17 protein-coding genes are annotated in these 19,442 nt (G+C 46.9%); 12 read left to right on the top strand and 5 right to left on the bottom strand.

Features of this window, described 5'->3' with window-relative positions; translation table 11 throughout:
* Window position 1 precedes the first annotated feature (1 nt).
* The 5 genes from Q1A40_RS16465 to map all read right to left on the bottom strand — a co-directional run bounded on the left by Q1A40_RS16465 (window position 2) and on the right by map (window position 6,615).
* On the bottom strand, window positions 2–1,189 hold the full coding sequence (locus tag Q1A40_RS16465; RefSeq protein ID WP_300002091.1) for a DUF898 family protein: 1,188 nt from the start codon (window positions 1,187–1,189) through the stop codon (window positions 2–4).
* A 281-nt stretch (window positions 1,190–1,470) separates the two neighbouring features.
* The gene (locus tag Q1A40_RS16460; RefSeq protein ID WP_300002089.1) at window positions 1,471–1,860 is read right to left on the bottom strand and encodes a DUF3461 family protein; all 390 of its coding nucleotides are present in this window, start codon (window positions 1,858–1,860) and stop codon (window positions 1,471–1,473) included.
* Window positions 1,861–2,049: 189 nt separating this feature from the next.
* On the bottom strand, window positions 2,050–2,874 hold the full coding sequence (gene dapD / locus Q1A40_RS16455; RefSeq protein WP_300002087.1) for a 2,3,4,5-tetrahydropyridine-2,6-dicarboxylate N-succinyltransferase: 825 nt from the start codon (window positions 2,872–2,874) through the stop codon (window positions 2,050–2,052).
* A gap of 90 nt (window positions 2,875–2,964) precedes the next feature.
* Entirely contained in the window at window positions 2,965–5,637 is a 2,673-nt protein-coding gene (gene glnD, locus Q1A40_RS16450; protein ID WP_300002084.1) for a bifunctional uridylyltransferase/uridylyl-removing protein GlnD, read from the bottom strand.
* A 183-nt stretch (window positions 5,638–5,820) separates the two neighbouring features.
* The gene (gene map, locus Q1A40_RS16445) at window positions 5,821–6,615 is read right to left on the bottom strand and encodes a type I methionyl aminopeptidase (protein ID WP_300002082.1); all 795 of its coding nucleotides are present in this window, start codon (window positions 6,613–6,615) and stop codon (window positions 5,821–5,823) included.
* A 347-nt stretch (window positions 6,616–6,962) separates the two neighbouring features.
* On the opposite strand from map, the gene rpsB reads away from it, so the two are divergent.
* From rpsB to fabZ, 12 genes are all read left to right on the top strand, one after another.
* Entirely contained in the window at window positions 6,963–7,688 is a 726-nt protein-coding gene (gene rpsB / locus Q1A40_RS16440; protein WP_300002080.1) for a 30S ribosomal protein S2, read from the top strand.
* 133 nt (window positions 7,689–7,821) lie between these two features.
* The gene (gene tsf, locus Q1A40_RS16435; protein ID WP_300002078.1) at window positions 7,822–8,673 is read left to right on the top strand and encodes a translation elongation factor Ts; all 852 of its coding nucleotides are present in this window, start codon (window positions 7,822–7,824) and stop codon (window positions 8,671–8,673) included.
* 130 nt (window positions 8,674–8,803) lie between these two features.
* Entirely contained in the window at window positions 8,804–9,529 is a 726-nt protein-coding gene (gene pyrH, locus Q1A40_RS16430) for a UMP kinase (RefSeq protein WP_300002075.1), read from the top strand.
* Window positions 9,530–9,662: 133 nt separating this feature from the next.
* Entirely contained in the window at window positions 9,663–10,220 is a 558-nt protein-coding gene (frr, locus tag Q1A40_RS16425; protein ID WP_300002072.1) for a ribosome recycling factor, read from the top strand.
* 153 nt (window positions 10,221–10,373) lie between these two features.
* The gene (ispC, locus tag Q1A40_RS16420) at window positions 10,374–11,573 is read left to right on the top strand and encodes a 1-deoxy-D-xylulose-5-phosphate reductoisomerase (protein WP_300002069.1); all 1,200 of its coding nucleotides are present in this window, start codon (window positions 10,374–10,376) and stop codon (window positions 11,571–11,573) included.
* A gap of 185 nt (window positions 11,574–11,758) precedes the next feature.
* The gene (gene ispU / locus Q1A40_RS16415) at window positions 11,759–12,511 is read left to right on the top strand and encodes a (2E,6E)-farnesyl-diphosphate-specific ditrans,polycis-undecaprenyl-diphosphate synthase (RefSeq protein ID WP_300002066.1); all 753 of its coding nucleotides are present in this window, start codon (window positions 11,759–11,761) and stop codon (window positions 12,509–12,511) included.
* Between the two features lie 18 nt (window positions 12,512–12,529).
* Entirely contained in the window at window positions 12,530–13,387 is an 858-nt protein-coding gene (cdsA, locus tag Q1A40_RS16410) for a phosphatidate cytidylyltransferase (RefSeq protein ID WP_300002062.1), read from the top strand.
* Window positions 13,388–13,398: 11 nt separating this feature from the next.
* Entirely contained in the window at window positions 13,399–14,751 is a 1,353-nt protein-coding gene (gene rseP / locus Q1A40_RS16405; protein WP_300002060.1) for a sigma E protease regulator RseP, read from the top strand.
* A 30-nt stretch (window positions 14,752–14,781) separates the two neighbouring features.
* Window positions 14,782–17,184 carry an outer membrane protein assembly factor BamA gene (gene bamA / locus Q1A40_RS16400; RefSeq protein WP_300002057.1) on the top strand — a complete coding sequence of 801 codons (2,403 nt, stop codon included), beginning with the start codon at window positions 14,782–14,784 and terminating at the stop codon, window positions 17,182–17,184.
* 123 nt (window positions 17,185–17,307) lie between these two features.
* On the top strand, window positions 17,308–17,808 hold the full coding sequence (gene skp, locus Q1A40_RS16395) for a molecular chaperone Skp (RefSeq protein ID WP_300002054.1): 501 nt from the start codon (window positions 17,308–17,310) through the stop codon (window positions 17,806–17,808).
* Between the two features lie 3 nt (window positions 17,809–17,811).
* The gene (lpxD, locus tag Q1A40_RS16390) at window positions 17,812–18,837 is read left to right on the top strand and encodes a UDP-3-O-(3-hydroxymyristoyl)glucosamine N-acyltransferase (RefSeq protein WP_300002051.1); all 1,026 of its coding nucleotides are present in this window, start codon (window positions 17,812–17,814) and stop codon (window positions 18,835–18,837) included.
* 148 nt (window positions 18,838–18,985) lie between these two features.
* Window positions 18,986–19,441 (top strand): 3-hydroxyacyl-ACP dehydratase FabZ, encoded by a 456-nt coding sequence (fabZ, locus tag Q1A40_RS16385; protein WP_300002048.1) that lies wholly within the window; start codon window positions 18,986–18,988, stop codon window positions 19,439–19,441.
* Window position 19,442: the final 1 nt, after the last annotated feature.

Genomic DNA, 19,442 nt, shown 5'->3' with positions numbered 1-19,442 from the left:
ATCAGATTCCCGGGTTAAGATCGAATGCAGAAACTGCTTCTTCCGCTATCGCTGAGCGAGCAGAGTCATGGTGGGCGATAACCTCATCCAGTGAAATATCGCCTTCTAGCTCAGTATTGTTAGCCAGATAACGAGCCAGACGGATCTCAGCAACAGGGGCGCCGAATCCAAGGGTAAAAATAACGATTAGCGTATTGGTCAGCGTCAGAGCCAGGAAAGCGCCTGTTGACAACGTTGACTTCAGACGCAATTTTTCACCCAGTCGGGTCTGGCCAAAAACATAATTACGTTGAGCAACGACCAAATAAGTGGAAGAAACTAACCCTCCGAAAAGAATGATCAGGAAGGCCAGGAGAATACTCAGCATGTGTCCGGCTATCATATTAGCCATCATGCCAGGATCGCTTACCCCCATTGCCGCAGCATAGATGATTGAGGCAAAAAGTGAGCCTATCAGCAGGAAAGCCACAATCAGGAACGGCAGCATTATCATCAAACTGATCAGGACTATTTTAATAAATGTCTTTTTGCTCAGTTCTGTGTTAAACGATACCTGGCCAAATGCCATATTATTGATATACAAATTGTGATTCAGTGCAGCAGTGACACCCTGTATTACCGCAAGGCCTACCAGATACAGAATGAAAGCAATCACGCCAGTGACCAGCGTGATACTGATATTACCGCTGGACATGCCAGTCATTCCGATCGTTCCCGCAATCATAATGAGTAATATAACCATCAGTATCGGTGCCAGATACATTGTCCAGTATGCCCGCCCGATACGGCAGTGATAATTAAAACGCACGCCACGAAAACTGCTCATCAACGCGTTGTAGCGCCAACTGCGAATAATTATCCAGGGTATCAGTGCGAAGAAAGCGAGCATAAACAGCAAGGTAAGGTGCGGGGAAACCGAAGAGATAACAAAGAATAGTACCAGGCCAATAAAAATAATGATGCGGCCTATAAGAATATTGATCGGACGAGCATGATAATCAAAGCGATCGCCGGCAATCTCAGTATTGCCATAGAAATAGCGACGGCGGCGTACGGTAGCCCAGGCCGAATATATCCCTAACGTGACGATAGTCAGTAATACATTAACTAACCAGATTGAAAAGTATTCACCGGCACGACCGTGAAACGACACCGAATGGCGTTGAGAATGCGAGGTATGGTTTTCCATTAAATTCCCTTATAAAAAAGATCCCATTCCAACAGGATTTTCTTGAGATCCTTTGATAATAATTACAGTGCATTGATTTTTATGTAAAAAAACCGCCTCTCAGGGCGGTTTTCCAAGATTTTCATAGATGCACATTATTAGAACTTCGGCTTCTGACTTTAAGGTGTGCAGTTACCCTGTCTGTTCTAATAATAGTTTAGTCTTAATCTGCGCATACTTTCAACACTAACTTCCCTGCACAGGAAATAGGGCTTCGCTGTTGGGGCGCCAGACAGACTCACCTATTTATTACGGGTCAGTTTTTCCAGATCCGCTTCTATTTCGGCGATTTTATTTGCTACTACGGATTCGAGATGGCGCAGGTCGTCAAGGATCTTATGTTTCAGATCGACTTCAATGCGATCCCGCAGGCAGATCCTGTCGAGCTCATCGATAACATAACGCAGGTTAGGGCTAATCTCCTGAACCTCTCTGAATCCCTGACCGACACCATCGGCGACTACCGTTTTGCGCTGACGTGGATACTTAAATTTTACGCTCTTGGCAAAAAACTCGCCTTTATCCTTATGGAAATAGATCTTCAGAATATCGTTGTTGGCTTCCTGGCGCAGGCTGTAACGATCGATCTCATCAGGATTAGTAATACCCAGACTTTTTAAATTATCGTACATAAGCGGAACTCCTTTAAAATTAACCTGTTACTCTTTACGCTTTACCTGAAGAACTGATGAATCAGCCCATCAGAATAGTCTTCCGACTGCTGCGTGAATAATTCAGGATAGATCATTAACAGAAAGATATTATTCCGCCAGTCTCTTAGACAAAAAAAGCGGGTTTCCCCGCTTTTTTGAGTAAAAAACTTAGTCAATGGTGCGCAATAATTCGTTTATTCCTACTTTACCACGGGTTTTTGCATCGACTTTCTTGACGATCACAGCACAATACAGGCTATAAGAGCCGTCTTTAGAGGGCAGGTTACCAGAAACAACAACCGAACCTGCTGGTACGCGGCCGTAGTGAACTTCGCCCGTTTCGCGGTCATAAATACGGGTGCTTTGTCCAATGTAGACACCCATTGAGATAACAGAACCTTCTTCGACAATCACGCCTTCAACCACTTCAGAACGCGCGCCAATAAAGCAGTTATCTTCAATAATCGTCGGGTTAGCTTGCAGTGGCTCCAGTACTCCACCGATGCCAACACCGCCGGACAGGTGAACGTTTTTACCAATCTGCGCACAAGAACCCACCGTCGCCCAAGTGTCAACCATGGTGCCTTCGTCAACATAAGCACCGATATTGACATAAGATGGCATCAGTACCGTGTTACGGGCGATAAATGCACCCTGACGAACCGCGGCTGGTGGAACCACACGGAAGCCTTCTTTTACAAAGCGAGCTTCATCGTAGTCAGCAAATTTCATTGGGACTTTGTCAAAATAGCGACTTTCTGCGCCTTCAATAACTTTATTGTCGTTAATGCGGAAAGAAAGCAGAACGGCTTTTTTCAACCACTGGTGGGTGACCCACTGGCCTTCTACTTTTTCTGCTACGCGCAATGCACCGCTATCGAGCAGGGCAATAACTTGATTTACCGCTTCACGGGTAACGGTGTCTACGTTTGCCGGAGTGATCTCGGCGCGGCGCTCGAAAGCGGATTCAATGACGTTCTGTAACTGCTGCATTATCAAGTTTCCTGATTGACGTTACGCTTTATCTTTCAGGTTAAAAACTAACCTGCAACCTGAAGGATTAAAGGTAAAAATAAAAGACTGTTATTTATCGTTTGGATTAAGGGCTGCTGTCAACCGTTGACGCACTTCCTGTTGCAGCACATTATTAAGTGCACGCCCGTCTGCCGTCGCAATTATAAATAAATCTTCTACTCGTTCACCAATTGTCGTAATTCTGGCCCCATGGAGCGAAAGGTCCAGATCGGCAAATACTTTTCCGATCCTTGCCAGCAGGCTGGGCTGGTCGAGTGCAATCAGCTCTAAGAACGTCCGTTTATCGGTATGCGTTGGTAAAAAATTCACTTTAGTATCAACCGTAAAATGGCGGAATTTTGCTGATTGTCGACGGAGCTGTGGTGGTTTCCAGGAGGCCTCTGTAATTGCCTCTTCAAGATTCTGGCTTATCAGCGCATGTCTGTCGCTGGACAGGGGGGTTCCGTCTGGTTCCAGAACAATAAAGGTATCCATCGCCATACCATCACGGGTGGTAAAAATTTGCGCGTCGTGGACACTGAGATTCCGACGGTCTAACTCTGCGCAGACGGCGGCAAACAGATAAGGTCGGTCAGGGCTCCAGATAAAGATCTCCGTACCACCACGCGTTGCCTGTGGGCTGAGTAAAATCAGTGGCTTGCTTAAATCGTGATTTAACAAATGGCGCGCATGCCAGGCTATTTGACTCGGAGTGTGACGCAGAAAATAGTTGGCTCGACAACGAGACCAAATCGCATGCAGGGCTGGTTCATCAATATTGTCCATTCGTAGTAAAGCCAACGCCTGCCGCTGGTGATGGCGAACTCTGTCACGGGTATCAGGACTCTTCTGTACTCCCCGACGTAGCTGTTTTTCGGTTGCAAAGTAAAGCTCGCCCAGCAAACTCTGTTTCCAGCTATTCCACAGGGTTTCATTGGTGGCACAAATATCGGCGATAGTCAGACACAGCAAATAACGTAGTCGGTGTTCTGTTTTTACTTCTTCGGCAAACTGCATAATCACTTCAGGATCCTGAATATCACGACGCTGGGCCGTGACCGACATTAACAGATGCTGACGTACCAGCCAGGCAACCAGCTGTGTTTCGCGAGAGTTCAGACCATGAAGTTCGGCAAAACCCAGTACATCCTGGGCGCCCAGCACCGAGTGATCTCCCCCGCGGCCTTTTGCGATGTCATGAAACAGAGCAGCCATCAGGATCAATTCGGGTTGTGCCAGCCGCGGCCAGATTTCAATACAGAGTGGATGCTGAGGACGGGTGCTCTCATCACCGAAACTTTCCAGTTTTTGCATAACCCTAATGGTGTGTTCATCGACGGTATAGGCATGAAACAGATCAAACTGCATTTGCCCGACAATATGAGACCACTGGGGCATATAAGCCCAGAGTACGCTATGGCGGTGCATTGGTAGCAATGCACGACTGACGCCACCTGAATGGCGCAGAATGGCTAAGAATAGCCTACGGGCTTCAGGAATATAGCAGAGCGGTTGTTTTAAGTGCCGACGGGCATGACGCAAGAGGCGTAAAGTTGTCGAATATATTCCGGTTATCTCACTGTTACGCACCATCAGATAAAACATCCGTAAAATAGCTTCTGGTTCACGGATAAAAAGAGTCTCATCCTGCAAGTCGATTAGCGAACCACGTAGCTGGAAATCGTTATCTAACGGGCGGGGCTTTTCACTGGTATCGAGCGCCAGAATCGCTTCATCGAATAGCTGTAACAGCATTTGATTGAGTTCACTGACTCGCCTGGTGACGCGATAGAACTCCTTCATCATATGCTCAATCGGGGCATTACCTTCACCGTAATAGCCCAGTCTTCTGGCGACGTTTAGCTGGCGGTCAAACAGCAAACGGTTATCGTAGCGGGTCACTTCAAGATGCAGGGCGAAACGAATACGCCAGAGCAAGTGTTTACACTCGTCTAACTCATTGCGTTCTGCGTCAGTGATAAAGCCAAAATCGACCATTTCACTCATTGAGGTGGCACCAAAATGACGACGTGCTACCCACAGCAGGGTATGAATATCGCGTAATCCCCCGGGACTACTTTTTATATCGGGCTCCAGATTATAGCTGGTGCCGTGATAGCGTTTATGGCGCTCATTTTGTTCATTAATTTTGGCATCAAAAAACAGCGCAGAAGGCCAGAACCCTTCACTGAAAATATGTTTCTGTAATTCAAGGAACAACGCCACATCCCCCATTACCAGCCGGGATTCAATCAGGTTGGTGGCAACGGTAAGATCGGATAATCCCTCCAGCAGGCACTCTTCCAGGGTGCGTACGCTTTGGCCTATTTCGAGTTTGACATCCCACAGCAGGGTCAGTAATTCAGCAATTTTCTGCGAATGTTGGAGAGAAAGAGGAGCACGACTTAACACCAGTATGTCGATATCAGACAGAGGATGTAACTCACCGCGACCATAGCCACCAACGGCCACCAGGGCTGTATGGGGAACATCGGCAAAACCATATGAAATCCACAACCGCTGCAGTAACTGATCGATAAACTCGGTGCGGGCACTGACCAGCTGTTCGGCGACGATCCCACTATCAAAAGCCTCACCCAGCCATTGCTGAAATGCTTCTAAGTGTAACTTTATCTGGGCACAGTTAAGTTCATCATCAGTCCAGCTATTAGGGTAGTCGGGCTGACCGATAATTTCAGGTTCGGTCGTATTCGTAAACTGCTCGGGTAAAGTTAAACTCATGGTCCGTCACCCTAAATTCAGAAAATTTCACTGAAGGGATTGTCGCTCTTGAACAGTCAGACCGACAAATCATTTTTTCTTATTCCTCGGTTTGCAAAATGTCTGTTGCGGCAGGTAATGAGTAAATAAAGGGACAAAAATAAGGCCGGCATAATGCCGGCCTCAGAGAAAATGTTCAGCGTCTTACGCGCTATGCGAGATAACCCGAGGGAGGGTGTCATCGCTGCGTAATGTCAGAATTTCACAGCCATCTTCTGTGACCACAATAGTATGCTCATATTGCGCTGACAGGCTGCGGTCTTTAGTTTTCACCGTCCAGCCATCTTTCATGGTACGAATGCGGTAATCTCCGGCATTAACCATAGGCTCGATGGTGAAGGTCATGCCGGGCTGTAATACTACACCGCCGTCATCTGCATCGTAATGCAATACTTGTGGTTCTTCGTGGAAGCCACGGCCGATACCGTGACCACAATATTCACGCACCACAGAAAAGCCTTCTGCTTCTGCAAATTTCTGAATCGCGGCACCCAGCGTGCGTAAACGAATACCCGGCTTAACCATACGCAGCGCCAGATACAAACTTTCTTGAGTGACACGGCACAGGCGCTCACCGAGAATAGTCGGTTTACCAACAATAAACATCTTTGAGGTATCGCCGTGGTATTCGTCTTTGATAACGGTGACATCGATATTGACGATATCGCCATCTTTCAATGTCTTTTCGTCATCAGGAATGCCGTGACAAACCACTTCATTCAAAGAGATACATACTGATTTAGGAAAACCGTGATAGCCAAGGCAGGCTGAAACTGCATGTTGATGGTTGACGATATAGTCATTGCAAAGCCTGTCCAGCTCACCGGTGCTCACGCCCGGTTTTACATAAGGTGCGATCATTTCAAGCACATCGGCCGCAAGGCGACCTGCAACGCGCATTTTTTCGATTTCTTCAGAAGTTTTAATTGAGATAGCCATATCGGGTCCACAGTGGTCGAAAATTTCGACAATCATTAAGAATCTGTTTCAATGGATGGAGCAGACTCTTTACTGGTAATCAATAGGCTAATGGTATCAGCGGGGCTGCGTCCTGCCAAATCGAGAATCATTGAATGCTTAATACGCCAACAACTATTGGAGTCTGATGGCAATTTATGGTATAAAGCGCGCCGGACTTGCCTTCTTATTTTTGAAGAGCAGGCCAATACGCTCATATGTGTAAATAACACACACGTATCGACACATATTCCGGGGTGCCCTTAGGGGTCGGTAATATGGGATACGTGGAGGCATAACCCCATACATTTATATTAGAGGTTTTAAACATGGCTACTGTTTCCATGCGCGACATGCTCAAGGCTGGTGTTCACTTTGGTCACCAGACCCGTTACTGGAACCCGAAAATGAAGCCTTTCATCTTCGGCGCGCGTAACAAAGTTCACATCATCAACCTTGAGAAAACTGTACCAATGTTCAACGAAGCTCTGGCTGAGTTGCAGAAGATCGCTTCTCGTAAAGGCAAGATTCTTTTCGTTGGTACTAAGCGCGCGGCAAGCGAAGCGGTGAAAGATTCTGCTAACAGCTGCGACCAGTTCTTTGTAAACCATCGCTGGTTGGGCGGTATGCTGACTAACTGGAAAACCGTTCGTCAGTCCATCAAGCGTCTGAAAGATCTGGAAACTCAGTCTCAAGACGGTACTTTCGAAAAGCTGACTAAAAAAGAAGCGCTGATGCGTACTCGTGAGCTTGAGAAACTGGAAAACAGCCTGGGTGGTATCAAGGACATGGGCGGTCTGCCAGACGCACTGTTCGTTGTTGACGCTGATCATGAACACATTGCTATCAAAGAAGCAAACAACCTGGGTATCCCAGTATTTGCTATCGTTGATACCAACTCTGATCCAGACGGCGTTGACTACGTAATCCCAGGTAACGACGATGCTATCCGTGCCGTTACTCTGTACCTGAGCGCTGTAGCTACTACCGTTCGTGAAGGCCGTTCTCAGGACCTGGCTATCCAGGCTGAAGAAAGCTTCGCAGAAGCGGAATAATAAGGCCAGCTCGTTAGAGCCCTTATTTAACCAGGTAGTATCTAGTTTGGTTAGGGGCCTTTATATGGCCCCTTTTTCACTTTTAAATTTGTCTGTTTTATGACAGGCAAGTGACATCTCCGAGGATTTTAGAATGGCTGAAATTACCGCATCCCTGGTAAAAGAGCTGCGTGAGCGTACTGGCGCTGGCATGATGGATTGCAAAAAATCGCTGACCGAAGCTAACGGCGACATTGAGCTGGCAATCGAAAACATGCGTAAGTCTGGTGCTATCAAAGCCGCTAAAAAAGCAGGTAACGTTGCTGCTGACGGCGTGATCATCACCAAAATCGATGGTAACTATGGTCTGATCCTGGAAGTAAACTGCCAGACTGACTTCGTTGCTAAAGATGCTGGTTTCCAGGCTTTCGCTAACAAAGTTCTGGACACTGCACTTGCAGGCAAAATCACTAACGTTGATGCGCTGAAAGAGCAATTTGAAGAAGAGCGTGTTGCTCTGGTGGCAAAAATTGGTGAAAACATCAATATCCGCCGCGTTGCTTCCCTGGAAGGCGATGTTCTGGGTAGCTACCTGCACGGTGCACGTATTGGTGTTCTGATTGCAGCTACCGGTGCTGACGAAGAGCTGGTTAAACAGCTGGCTATGCACGTTGCTGCAAGCAAGCCTGAATTCGTTAAACCAGAAGACGTGTCTGCTGAAGTCGTTGAGAAAGAGTACCAGGTACAACTGGACATCGCGATGCAGTCTGGTAAGCCGAAAGAAATCGCAGAGAAAATGGTTGAAGGCCGTATGAAGAAATTCACCGGTGAAGTTTCTCTGACTGGTCAGCCTTTCGTTATGGACCCAAGCAAAACTGTGGGCCAGCTGCTGAAAGAGCACAACGCTGATGTGACTAACTTTATCCGCTTTGAAGTGGGTGAAGGTATTGAGAAAGTTGAGACTGACTTCGCAGCAGAAGTTGCTGCAATGTCCAAGCAGTCTTAAGGTTTAAAAAGAACCGCCAACTGGCGGTTCCTTTTTATCTGAGCGTTAAATTCAGTCAATGATTGTAACATTTGGCTGAAAGTGTCTGAATTAACCATCCCCGTTCGTTTACTGTTCTCAGGAAAGAAACATGGCTACCAATGCAAAACCCGTCTATAAACGCATTCTACTCAAACTGAGTGGTGAAGCTCTGCAAGGTTCAGAAGGCTTCGGGATCGATGCAAGTATTCTTGATCGTATGGCGCAAGAGATTAAAGAACTGGTAGAGTTGGGTATTCAGGTTGGGGTGGTGATTGGTGGTGGAAATTTATTCCGTGGTGCAGGCCTGGCAAAAGCCGGCATGAATCGCGTAGTGGGCGACCACATGGGGATGCTGGCCACTGTAATGAATGGTTTGGCTATGCGTGACTCGTTACATCGCGCCTATGTGAACGCCCGCCTGATGTCAGCTATTCCTTTGAATGGCGTGTGTGATAACTATAGCTGGGCGGAAGCTATTAGTTTGCTGCGTAATAATCGCGTAGTTATCCTTTCAGCGGGTACCGGTAATCCGTTCTTTACCACCGACTCAGCAGCCTGTTTACGCGGCATCGAAATTGAAGCCGATGTGGTGCTTAAAGCCACCAAAGTCGATGGCGTGTTTACTGCCGATCCAGTAAAAGATCCGACCGCTACTTTATACGAGCAATTGACGTATAATGAAGTTCTTGATAAAGAATTAAAAGTCATGGATCTTGCAGCCTTTACGTTGGCTCGTGACCATAAATTGCCTATCCGTGTGTTCAATATGAACAAACCGGGAGCGTTGCGTCGCGTGGTTATGGGCGAAAATGAAGGAACTTTAATTACTGAATAATGTTTGTTGGAGCAGGCTCAAAGTAGCATTTTGCTTTAACATCACCATGGAATAACGGGGCTATACTTTCTCGCACGTCGAAGACGGCTCATAAGCATGGTCTGCCTTAAACAAGTTTTCAAGGATTCATAACGTGATAAGCGATATCAGAAAAGATGCTGAAGTCCGTATGGAAAAATGCGTCGAAGCGTTTAAAAATCAAATCAGTAAAATCCGTACTGGTCGTGCCTCCCCAAGTCTGTTAGATGGAATTGTTGTGCCTTATTACGGCACGCCAACGCCACTGCGTCAGCTGGCGAGTGTCACTGTAGAAGATTCCCGTACCCTCAAAATTAACGTTTTTGACCGTTCTTTGAGCGCGGCAGTTGAGAAAGCAATTATGGCTTCTGATCTGGGTCTGAACCCAAGTTCAGCAGGAAGCGATATTCGTGTTCCGCTTCCTGCCTTGACTGAAGAGCGCCGTAAAGAGCTTATCAAAATTGTTCGCGGTGAAGCTGAAGGTGCTCGTGTTGCCGTGCGTAACGTGCGTCGTGACGCGAACGATAAAGTTAAAGTATTACTGAAAGATAAAGAAATCAGCGAAGATGACGATCGTCGTTCTCAGGATGACGTGCAAAAAATGACTGATGTTGCTATCAAGAAAGTCGATGCCGCGTTAGCTGATAAAGAAACCGAACTGATGCAGTTCTAATCTGCAACGCTGAAAATAACGCCGTCTGATGACCCCGAATGCATTATGGGGAAGCCAGGCGGCGTTTTGTTTTGTGAAAGGCATAGACAATTCGCCAATGTCGCCGCAAACTTATGCCCCATAAATAGTGTATTTACAATTCCGAGTATTCTCATGAAACAGATTACTGTTCTTGGTTCTACTGGCTCTGTGGGGGTCAGCACCCTGAGTGTCATCCAGAATAACTCTGATAAGTTTGCCGTGTTTGCACTTGTGGCAGGGCAAAACGTAGCGAAAATGGTCGAGCAGTGTCTTGCATTTTCGCCGCGTTTCGCTGTAATGGCCTGTGAGTCGAGCGCTAACGAGGTACGTCGTTTGTTAGCCGAGCAGGGGAGCAAAACAGAGGTTCTGTCCGGTGAGCAGGCAGCCTGTGATGTTGCCGCAATGGATGAGGTTGACCAAGTGATGGCCGCGATTGTTGGCGCTGCCGGGTTACTGCCTACGCTTGCGGCGATTGATGCAGGAAAAGAGGTCTTACTGGCGAATAAAGAGTCGCTGGTCACCTGCGGACGCTTATTTATGGATGCAGTTTCCCGCAGTAAAACACGCTTGCTTCCTATTGATAGTGAGCATAATGCCATTTTTCAGAGTTTACCTGAAACGATACAAAATCAACTTGGTGCAGCCGAACTCCACGAGCATGGCGTTTCTTCGATTATTCTCACTGGATCCGGTGGGCCTTTCCGTGAAACACCAATTGAAAGCTTGTCAGCAATGACGCCAGAGCAAGCCTGCCATCATCCAAACTGGTCGATGGGGCGAAAAATATCAGTAGATTCAGCGACTATGATGAATAAGGGCCTGGAGTATATTGAGGCTCGCTGGTTATTTAATGCTTCTGCTGCACAAATGGAAGTTCTGATTCACCCACAGTCAGTTATTCATTCCATGGTACGTTATCTGGATGGTAGTGTTGTGGCGCAATTAGGTGAGCCTGATATGCGAACGCCTATTGCTCATGCAATGGCATTTCCGCATCGTATCATTTCGGGTGTCCCTCCACTGGACTTCTGTAAAACCGGAGCACTGACATTCTGCGAACCCGATTTCCAGCGTTATCCCTGCCTGAAATTGGCGATAGATGCATTTGAGGTCGGTCAGGCCGCTACGACGGCGCTGAATGCTGCCAATGAGGTTTCGGTTGCCGCTTTCCTGGAAAATCGCCTCAGGTTTACTGATATTGCTGCGGTGAACAGTGAAGTTTTGTCTGCTATCAGCTCAGCTGAACCTGAGAGTATCGTGGAAGTGCTGGCTATTGATGCGCTTGCGCGTGAAGTCGCAAAAAAACAGGTGATCCGTTTCTCATGTCGATGATAATTATCGATTGCCTGGTGCCGCCATTTGTTCAGTTTGTGCTTCGGTGATATAGTCTGCGTCACTTAACTGGCAGATGTGGCTGACAGCTAAGCGTAAAGCCGTGTCACAACACGGCTTTTTTGTATGGCTGGCTCTGGTGTTTTGACTATCGCTTCGTCTTTATCAGGGAATTAATACGCGTTATGTTGTCTTCCAACGAACAATCAAGCGGTTCCTTATCGACGCACGGGGCCCGACATGTCGCCATTATTATGGATGGCAACGGGCGCTGGGCAAAGTTGCAAGGGAAAATGAGGGTATTTGGTCATAAAGCAGGAGCGAAGTCTGTTCGTCGTGCGGTCAGTTATGCAGCGAATAACGGTATCGATTCGCTCACGCTTTATGCCTTTAGCAGTGAAAACTGGAATCGCCCGGCACAAGAAGTTTCTGCGTTGATGGAACTTTTTGTCTGGGCTTTAGACAGTGAAGTAAAAAGCTTGCATCGTCATAATGTGCGTCTACGCATTATCGGTGATACCAGCCGATTTAACAGTCGCTTACAAGACCGGATCAAAAAAGCGGAAGCGCTGACTCATGATAATACCGGTCTGACACTGAATATTGCTGCAAACTACGGTGGTCGCTGGGATATCATTCAGGGTGTTAAGTATCTTGCCTCACAAGTGCAAGAGGGAAAATTGCGTCCGGATCATATTGATGAGCAACTGCTGGGCAATCATATTTGTATGAATGAACAACCTGCCGTTGATTTAGTGATTAGGACAGGAGGAGAGCATCGTATCAGTAATTTTCTTATCTGGCAGATTGCCTATGCGGAACTTTATTTTACCGATGTTCTTTGGCCTGATTTCGATGAACAAGACTTTGAAGGTGCGTTAAATGCTTTTGCAAATCGAGAGCGCCGCTTTGGTGGCGCCATGCCGGATAGTGAATAGGTCAGCGGGGGGGCACTTTTGCTGAAATATCGCCTGATTTCTGCATTTATCATGATCCCTGCCGTGATAGCTGCACTGTTTTTACTGCCACCAATGGGATTTGCGATAGCGACACTCGTTATTTGTGTTCTGGCAGCCTGGGAGTGGGGGCAATTAGCCGGTTTTGTGACCCGTTTTCAGCGTATCGGGCTTGCACTACTGTGTGGGCTTCTGCTGGGAGCGATGTTACTGCTATCGTCAGCCAATCTAATGACTGCACATTTGCCAGCGATAGAATTTTCGCTATGGGCGTCATTAGGCTGGTGGATTATAGCGTTGCTACTGGTATTATCTTATCCGGTATCAGCCTCGTTTTGGCGTGATTCAAAGTTATTGCGTCTGGTGTTTGGCTTGTTAACTATTGTGCCGTTTTTCTGGGGCATGGTGGTGTTACGTAGCTGGCACTATGAAACTGAACAGTATGCGGGTGCCATCTGGTTGTTATATGTGATGTGCCTGGTATGGGGTGCCGATTCTGGCGCCTATATGTTTGGTAAGATGTTCGGTAAACATAAACTTGCGCCTAAAGTTTCCCCTGGCAAAACTTGGGAAGGGGTCGTCGGTGGATTGGTGACATCAGCCATCATCTCGCTGCTGTTTAGTCGCTGGGTTGATTTTGACGTGACACCAACTATTTTGCTTATCTGCTCTGTGGTGGCTGTGTTAGCCTCGGTACTGGGTGATTTAACCGAAAGCATGTTTAAGCGTGAAGCGGGCATCAAAGATAGCAGTCATCTTATACCTGGACATGGCGGTATTCTTGACCGAATTGACAGTTTAACGGCTGCAATACCGGTCTTTAGCTGCCTGATGCTGCTGGTTTTTAGCACTATCTAATGGAATATTCTATGCTGAGCTTGCTCTGGAATTTGGCTGCATTTATCATTGCTCTGGGTGTTTTGATTACCGTGCATGAGTTTGGCCACTTTTGGGTTGCCCGGCGCTGTGGAGTACGGGTTGAACGCTTTTCCATTGGTTTCGGAAAAGCGTTCTGGCGTCGTACCGATCGCCATGGCACTGAATTTGTCCTCGCAATTATCCCCTTGGGTGGATACGTCAAAATGCTCGATGAGCGTGTTGAAACGGTCTCACCAGAAATGCGCCATTACGCATTCAATAACAAAACGGTATCACAACGCGCCGCCATTATTGCTGCCGGACCGCTTGCCAACTTCATCTTTGCGATTTTTGCCTACTGGCTGGTATTCATTATCGGTGTACCGAGTTTACGTCCGGTTGTGGGAGAAATTATCCCTAATTCTATCGTTGCTGAAACACAAATTACATCTGGAATGGAACTTAAAGCGATAGATGGCATCGAAACGCCTGATTGGGATTCAGTGCGCTTAGCACTTTTTTCTAAAATCGGTGATGACAGCGTGCGTGTTGCTTACGCTCCATTCGGTACCGCTCAAACGCGAGAGACGACACTTGATTTGAGCCACTGGCAGTTTGAACCTGATAAAGAGGACGCTATCACCTCATTAGGTTTCAGACCCAAGGGAGCCGAAGTCAAAACAGTATTGCAAGAAGTACAGCCTCAGTCAGCTGCTGATAAAGCAGGTTTGCAAGCGGGCGACAGGATCGTTAAAGTCAATGGTCAGCCAGTGACACAGTGGATGGATTTTGTTTATCAGGTTCGTGATAATCCAGGTCAGCCACTAATGGTCGAGGTCGATCGTAAAGGGGAGCCCCGTGAGCTAACGCTTACCCCCGATAGTAAACAGGGCAAAACGAAGTTAGAAGGATTTGCGGGAGTAGTACCAGAAGTCATCCCGTTACCTGAAGAGTACAAAACAGTAAAACAGTACGGACCGTTTGTTGCAGTCGCAGAAGCTACGGATAAAACCTGGCAACTGATGAAGCTCACGGTCAACATGCTGGGAAAATTAATAACCGGTGATGTAAAGCTGAATAATCTCAGTGGGCCAATCTCAATTGCCCAGGGCGCAGGGATGTCAGCGGAATACGGTGTGATTTACTACCTCATGTTCTTGGCTCTCATTAGCATTAACTTGGGTATAATTAACCTGTTCCCTCTTCCTGTTCTGGACGGCGGACATCTGCTGTTTTTAGCAATTGAGAAACTAAAAGGCGCACCGGTTTCTGAGCGAGTTCAAGATGTTAGTTATCGCATTGGCTCTGTTTTGCTGGTGTTATTAATGGGGCTTGCACTTTTCAATGATTTCTCTCGTTTATAGAGAATAGGTTAGGAATAACGCGTAACAACGATGGCGATGAAAAAGTTGCTCATAGCGTCGCTGCTGTTTAGCAGCGCCACCGTATACGGTGCAGACGGGTTCGTAGTGAAGGACATTCATTTCGAAGGCCTGCAACGAGTTGCCGTTGGTGCGGCCCTCCTTAGCATGCCTGTTCGCGTTGGGGATAACATCTCTGACGAGGACATCAGTAATACTATTCGTTCGTTGTTTGCCACTGGCAACTTCGAAGACGTAAGAGTATTACGCGATGGTGATACACTTCTGGTTCAGGTTAAAGAACGCCCAACTATTGCGAACATCACTTTCTCTGGCAATAAGTCGGTGAAAGATGACATGCTCAAGCAAAACCTTGAAGCTTCAGGGGTTCGCGTGGGTGAGTCTCTGGATCGTACTACGATTGCTGATATCGAAAAGGGACTTGAAGATTTCTACTACAGCGTAGGTAAATACAGTGCTAGCGTGAAAGCGGTAGTCACACCATTGCCAAGAAATCGCGTTGACTTAAAACTGGTATTCCAGGAAGGCGTTTCTGCGAAAATTCAGCAGATTAACATCGTCGGTAATAAAGTCTTTACCACTGAAGAGCTTATCTCTCAGTTCCAGTTAAGGGATGAAGTGCCTTGGTGGAACGTTGTTGCTGATCGTAAATATCAGAAACAAAAACTGGCCGGAGACCTTGAAACGCTGCGCAGTTACTATCTTGATCGCGGTTATGCGCGTTTCAATATTGACTCCACGCAGGTTAGCCTGACGCCAGACAAAAAAAGTATTTATGTCACTATTAACATCACTGAAGGCGAGAAATACAAGCTTAATGGTGTTGATGTGAGAGGCAATCTGGCTGGATATTCGGCTGAAATCGAAGGTCTGACGGTATTCAAGCCTGAAGAATTATATAGCGGAGCCAAAGTCACCCAGATGGAAGACAGCATTAAAAAGCTGCTAGGCCGTTATGGGTATGCTTATCCGCGAGTACAGACTCAGCCTGAAATCAATGACGTTGATAAAACGGTAAAACTGCACGTCAGTGTTGATGCCGGAAATCGTTTCTACGTACGTAAGATCCGCTTTGAAGGTAACGATACCAGTAAAGATGTCGTTCTGCGTCGCGAAATGCGTCAGATGGAAGGTGCCTGGCTTGGTAGCGACTTAGTTGATGCCGGTAAAGAGCGTCTGAACCGTCTGGGTTATTTTGAAACAGTTGATGTCGATACTCAGCGTGTTTCAGGTATCCCCGACCAAGTAGATGTTATCTATAAAGTGAAAGAGCGAAATACCGGTAGCTTAAACTTTGGTATCGGCTATGGTACGGAAAGTGGTGTCAGCTTCCAGGTGGGTGTTCAGCAGGATAACTGGTTAGGTACAGGTTATGCTGTTGGCATCAATGGAACTAAAAACGACTATCAGACCTATGCGGAATTGTCCGTAACTGACCCGTATTTCACTGTCGATGGTGTCAGCCTTGGCGGACGTCTTTTCTACAATGATTTTAAAGCCAATGATGCTGACCTCTCTGACTATACGAACAAAAGTTATGGTCTGGACAGCACCCTCGGTTTCCCTGTCAACGAATACAATACGTTGCGTCTGGGGTTAGGCTATGTTCATAACTCATTGTCGAACATGCAACCGCAAGTTGCTATGTGGCGTTATCTGGACTCGATGGGTGAAAATCCTTCCCGTGATGTCAAATCAAATGGCTTCTCTGCGGATGACTTCACGCTGAACTATGGCTGGACCTACAACAATCTTGACCGCGGATTCTTCCCAACTGAAGGCTCTCGCGTCAATCTGAATGGTAAAGTGACCATCCCTGGTTCCGAAAATGAGTTTTATAAAGTCACGCTGGATACTGCAAGTTACTTCCCTATTAACCAGGACAGAACCTGGGTGGTACTGGGCAGAACACGTTGGGGTTACGGTGACGGTTTAGGCGGCAAAGAGATGCCGTTCTATGAAAACTTCTATGCCGGTGGTTCCAGTACTGTACGTGGTTTCCAGTCTAATAACATCGGTCCTAAGGCCGTTTATTATGGACCGAATCAGCGTAACTGTGAGACTACTGATATTGGCAGTCAGTATTGTCGTTCCAATGATGCCGTAGGTGGTAATGCTATGGGTGTGGCAAGTCTCGAACTTATTACACCAACGCCATTCCTGAGTGAGCAGTATGCCAACTCTGTACGTACTTCCTTGTTTATGGATGCCGGTACAGTCTGGGATACCAATTGGGATAACATTGCAGGCTTACCGGATTATGGTAAACCAAGTGATATTCGTATGTCCGCTGGTATTGCCTTACAGTGGATGTCACCGCTGGGACCATTGGTCTTCTCTTATGCTAAGCCTGTAAAAACTTATGAAGGTGATAAGTCTGAACAGTTCCAATTTAACATTGGTAAAACTTGGTAATTTGTATTAGTGCAACCTGGAATGTGACATGCAGTAACAGAGTGAACCCACCAGCCTTAAGGCTGGCGGGGAATCAAAAAAGACGTGTTTTCGGACACAAATTGGTATGGTAAGGAGTTCATTTTGAAAAAGTGGTTAGTTGCCGCAGGTCTTGGAATTGCTTTAGTTACTTCTGCCAGCGTTCAGGCAGCTTCTGACATTGCAGTCGTTAATATGGGAAGTTTATTCCAGCAGGTTGCACAGAACTCAGGTGTTTCCAGTACACTGGAAAATGAGTTTAAAGGTCGTGCATCTGAACTGCAAAGTTTGGAAACCAATCTGCAAACTAAGATGCAACGTCTGCAACGCGATGGTTCTACCATGAAAGCCGCAGAGCGTACTAAACTGGAAAAACAGGTGATGACTGAGCGTGAAACTTTCGCCAGCAAAGCCCAGGCGTTTGAGCAAGACCGTAACCGTCGTTCTAACGAAGAACGTGGAAAACTGGTCACGCGTATCCAGGCCGCAGTGAAGAAAGTCGCAGACGACAAGCGTTATGATGTGGTACTGGACTCCAGTACTGTCGCTTATACTGGTAAAAACGTAACAGATATTACATCAGACGTACTGAAACAGGTTAAATAAGCCATGGTTTCGATTCGACTGGCTGATTTAGCTCAGCAGTTGGATGCGGAATTGCACGGTGATGGCGATATCGTCATCACCGGCGTCGCATCTATGCAAACGGCCCAAGCCGGCCAGGTAACGTTTATTGTTAATCCACGTTACCGTGAGCAGCTGGCAACTTGTCAGGCTTCTGTTGTTGTGATGAGCGAAGCAGACCTGCCTTATGCCAAAAGCGCTGCATTAGTTGTTAAGAATCCTTATCTTACTTATGCACGAATGGCTCAAATTCTTGATACCACGCCTCAACCGGCCAGTAATATCGCACCCAGTGCGGTGATTGATGCCAGTGCAGTGCTTGGTAAAAACGTCTCAATTGGTGCCAATGCCGTTATCGAATCAGGTGTAGAACTGGGTGATAATGTCGTGATTGGGGCGGGTTGTTTTATCGGTAAAAAGACGAAAATTGGTTCTGGCAGTCGTTTATGGGCTAACGTCTCAATTTATCATGAGATTGAAATCGGTTCAGATTGTCTGGTTCAGTCCGGAACGGTAATCGGTGCTGATGGTTTTGGCTATGCTAATGACCGCGGCAATTGGATCAAGATACCGCAACTGGGTAGGGTTATTATCGGCAATAAGGTTGAAATCGGTGCTTGTACCACCATCGATCGCGGTGCACTGGATGACACGATAATTGGTAATGGTGTTATTATTGATAACCAGTGCCAGATAGCCCACAACGTTGTGATTGGTGACAATACGGCGGTTGCAGGCGGTGTTATTATGGCCGGTAGCCTGAAAATTGGCCGCTACTGCATGATAGGTGGCGCCAGTGTGATTAATGGTCATATGGAAATCTGTGACAAGGTGAATATCACCGGTATGGGAATGGTTATGCGCCCAATTACCGAACCTGGTGTATACTCTTCTGGCATTCCATTGCAACCCAATAAAGTGTGGCGTAAAACCGCGGCATTGGTGATGAATATTGATGACATAAGCAAACGCTTAAAAGCCATCGAACGTAAGGTCAATCAACAAGATTGAGCACCAGTTTTGCCGTGTATACCGGCGTTAGCTCGTAAGGTTAACGTTCAGGATATAGCGTCAATTGATTTGCGGCCTGCGGCTTTCTCTGTATAGTCGCAGGCCGCGTTATTACTGCCATTTAGCATATTTAGACAGGAAGAGTATTTTGACAACTGACACTCATACTCTGCATATTGAAGAGATTTTAGAGTTACTCCCGCACCGTTACCCGTTCCTACTGGTGGATCGTGTTTTGGAGTTTGAAGAAGGCCATTTTCTGCGGGCAGTAAAAAATGTTTCTGTTAATGAACCCTTTTTCCAGGGGCATTTTCCGGGTAAACCGATTTTCCCGGGCGTACTGATTTTAGAAGCCATGGCGCAGGCCACCGGTATTCTTGCATTTAAAAGCGTAGGTAAACTGGAACCAGGCGAGCTGTACTACTTCGCGGGTATCAATGATGCGCGTTTTAAACGTCCGGTTGTGCCTGGTGACCAAATGATTATGGAAGTGACCTTTGAGAAAACCCGTCGTGGTTTGACGCGTTTCAAAGGTGTTGCAACAGTAGACGGTAAAATTGTCTGTGAAGCAACTATGATGTGTGCTCGTAGCCGGGAGACTTAAT

It is taken from the genome of uncultured Cedecea sp. (assembly GCF_947498825.1).
Classification (GTDB): Bacteria; Pseudomonadota; Gammaproteobacteria; order Enterobacterales; family Enterobacteriaceae; genus JGM124.
This window is presented reverse-complemented; position numbering and strand designations above follow the sequence as displayed.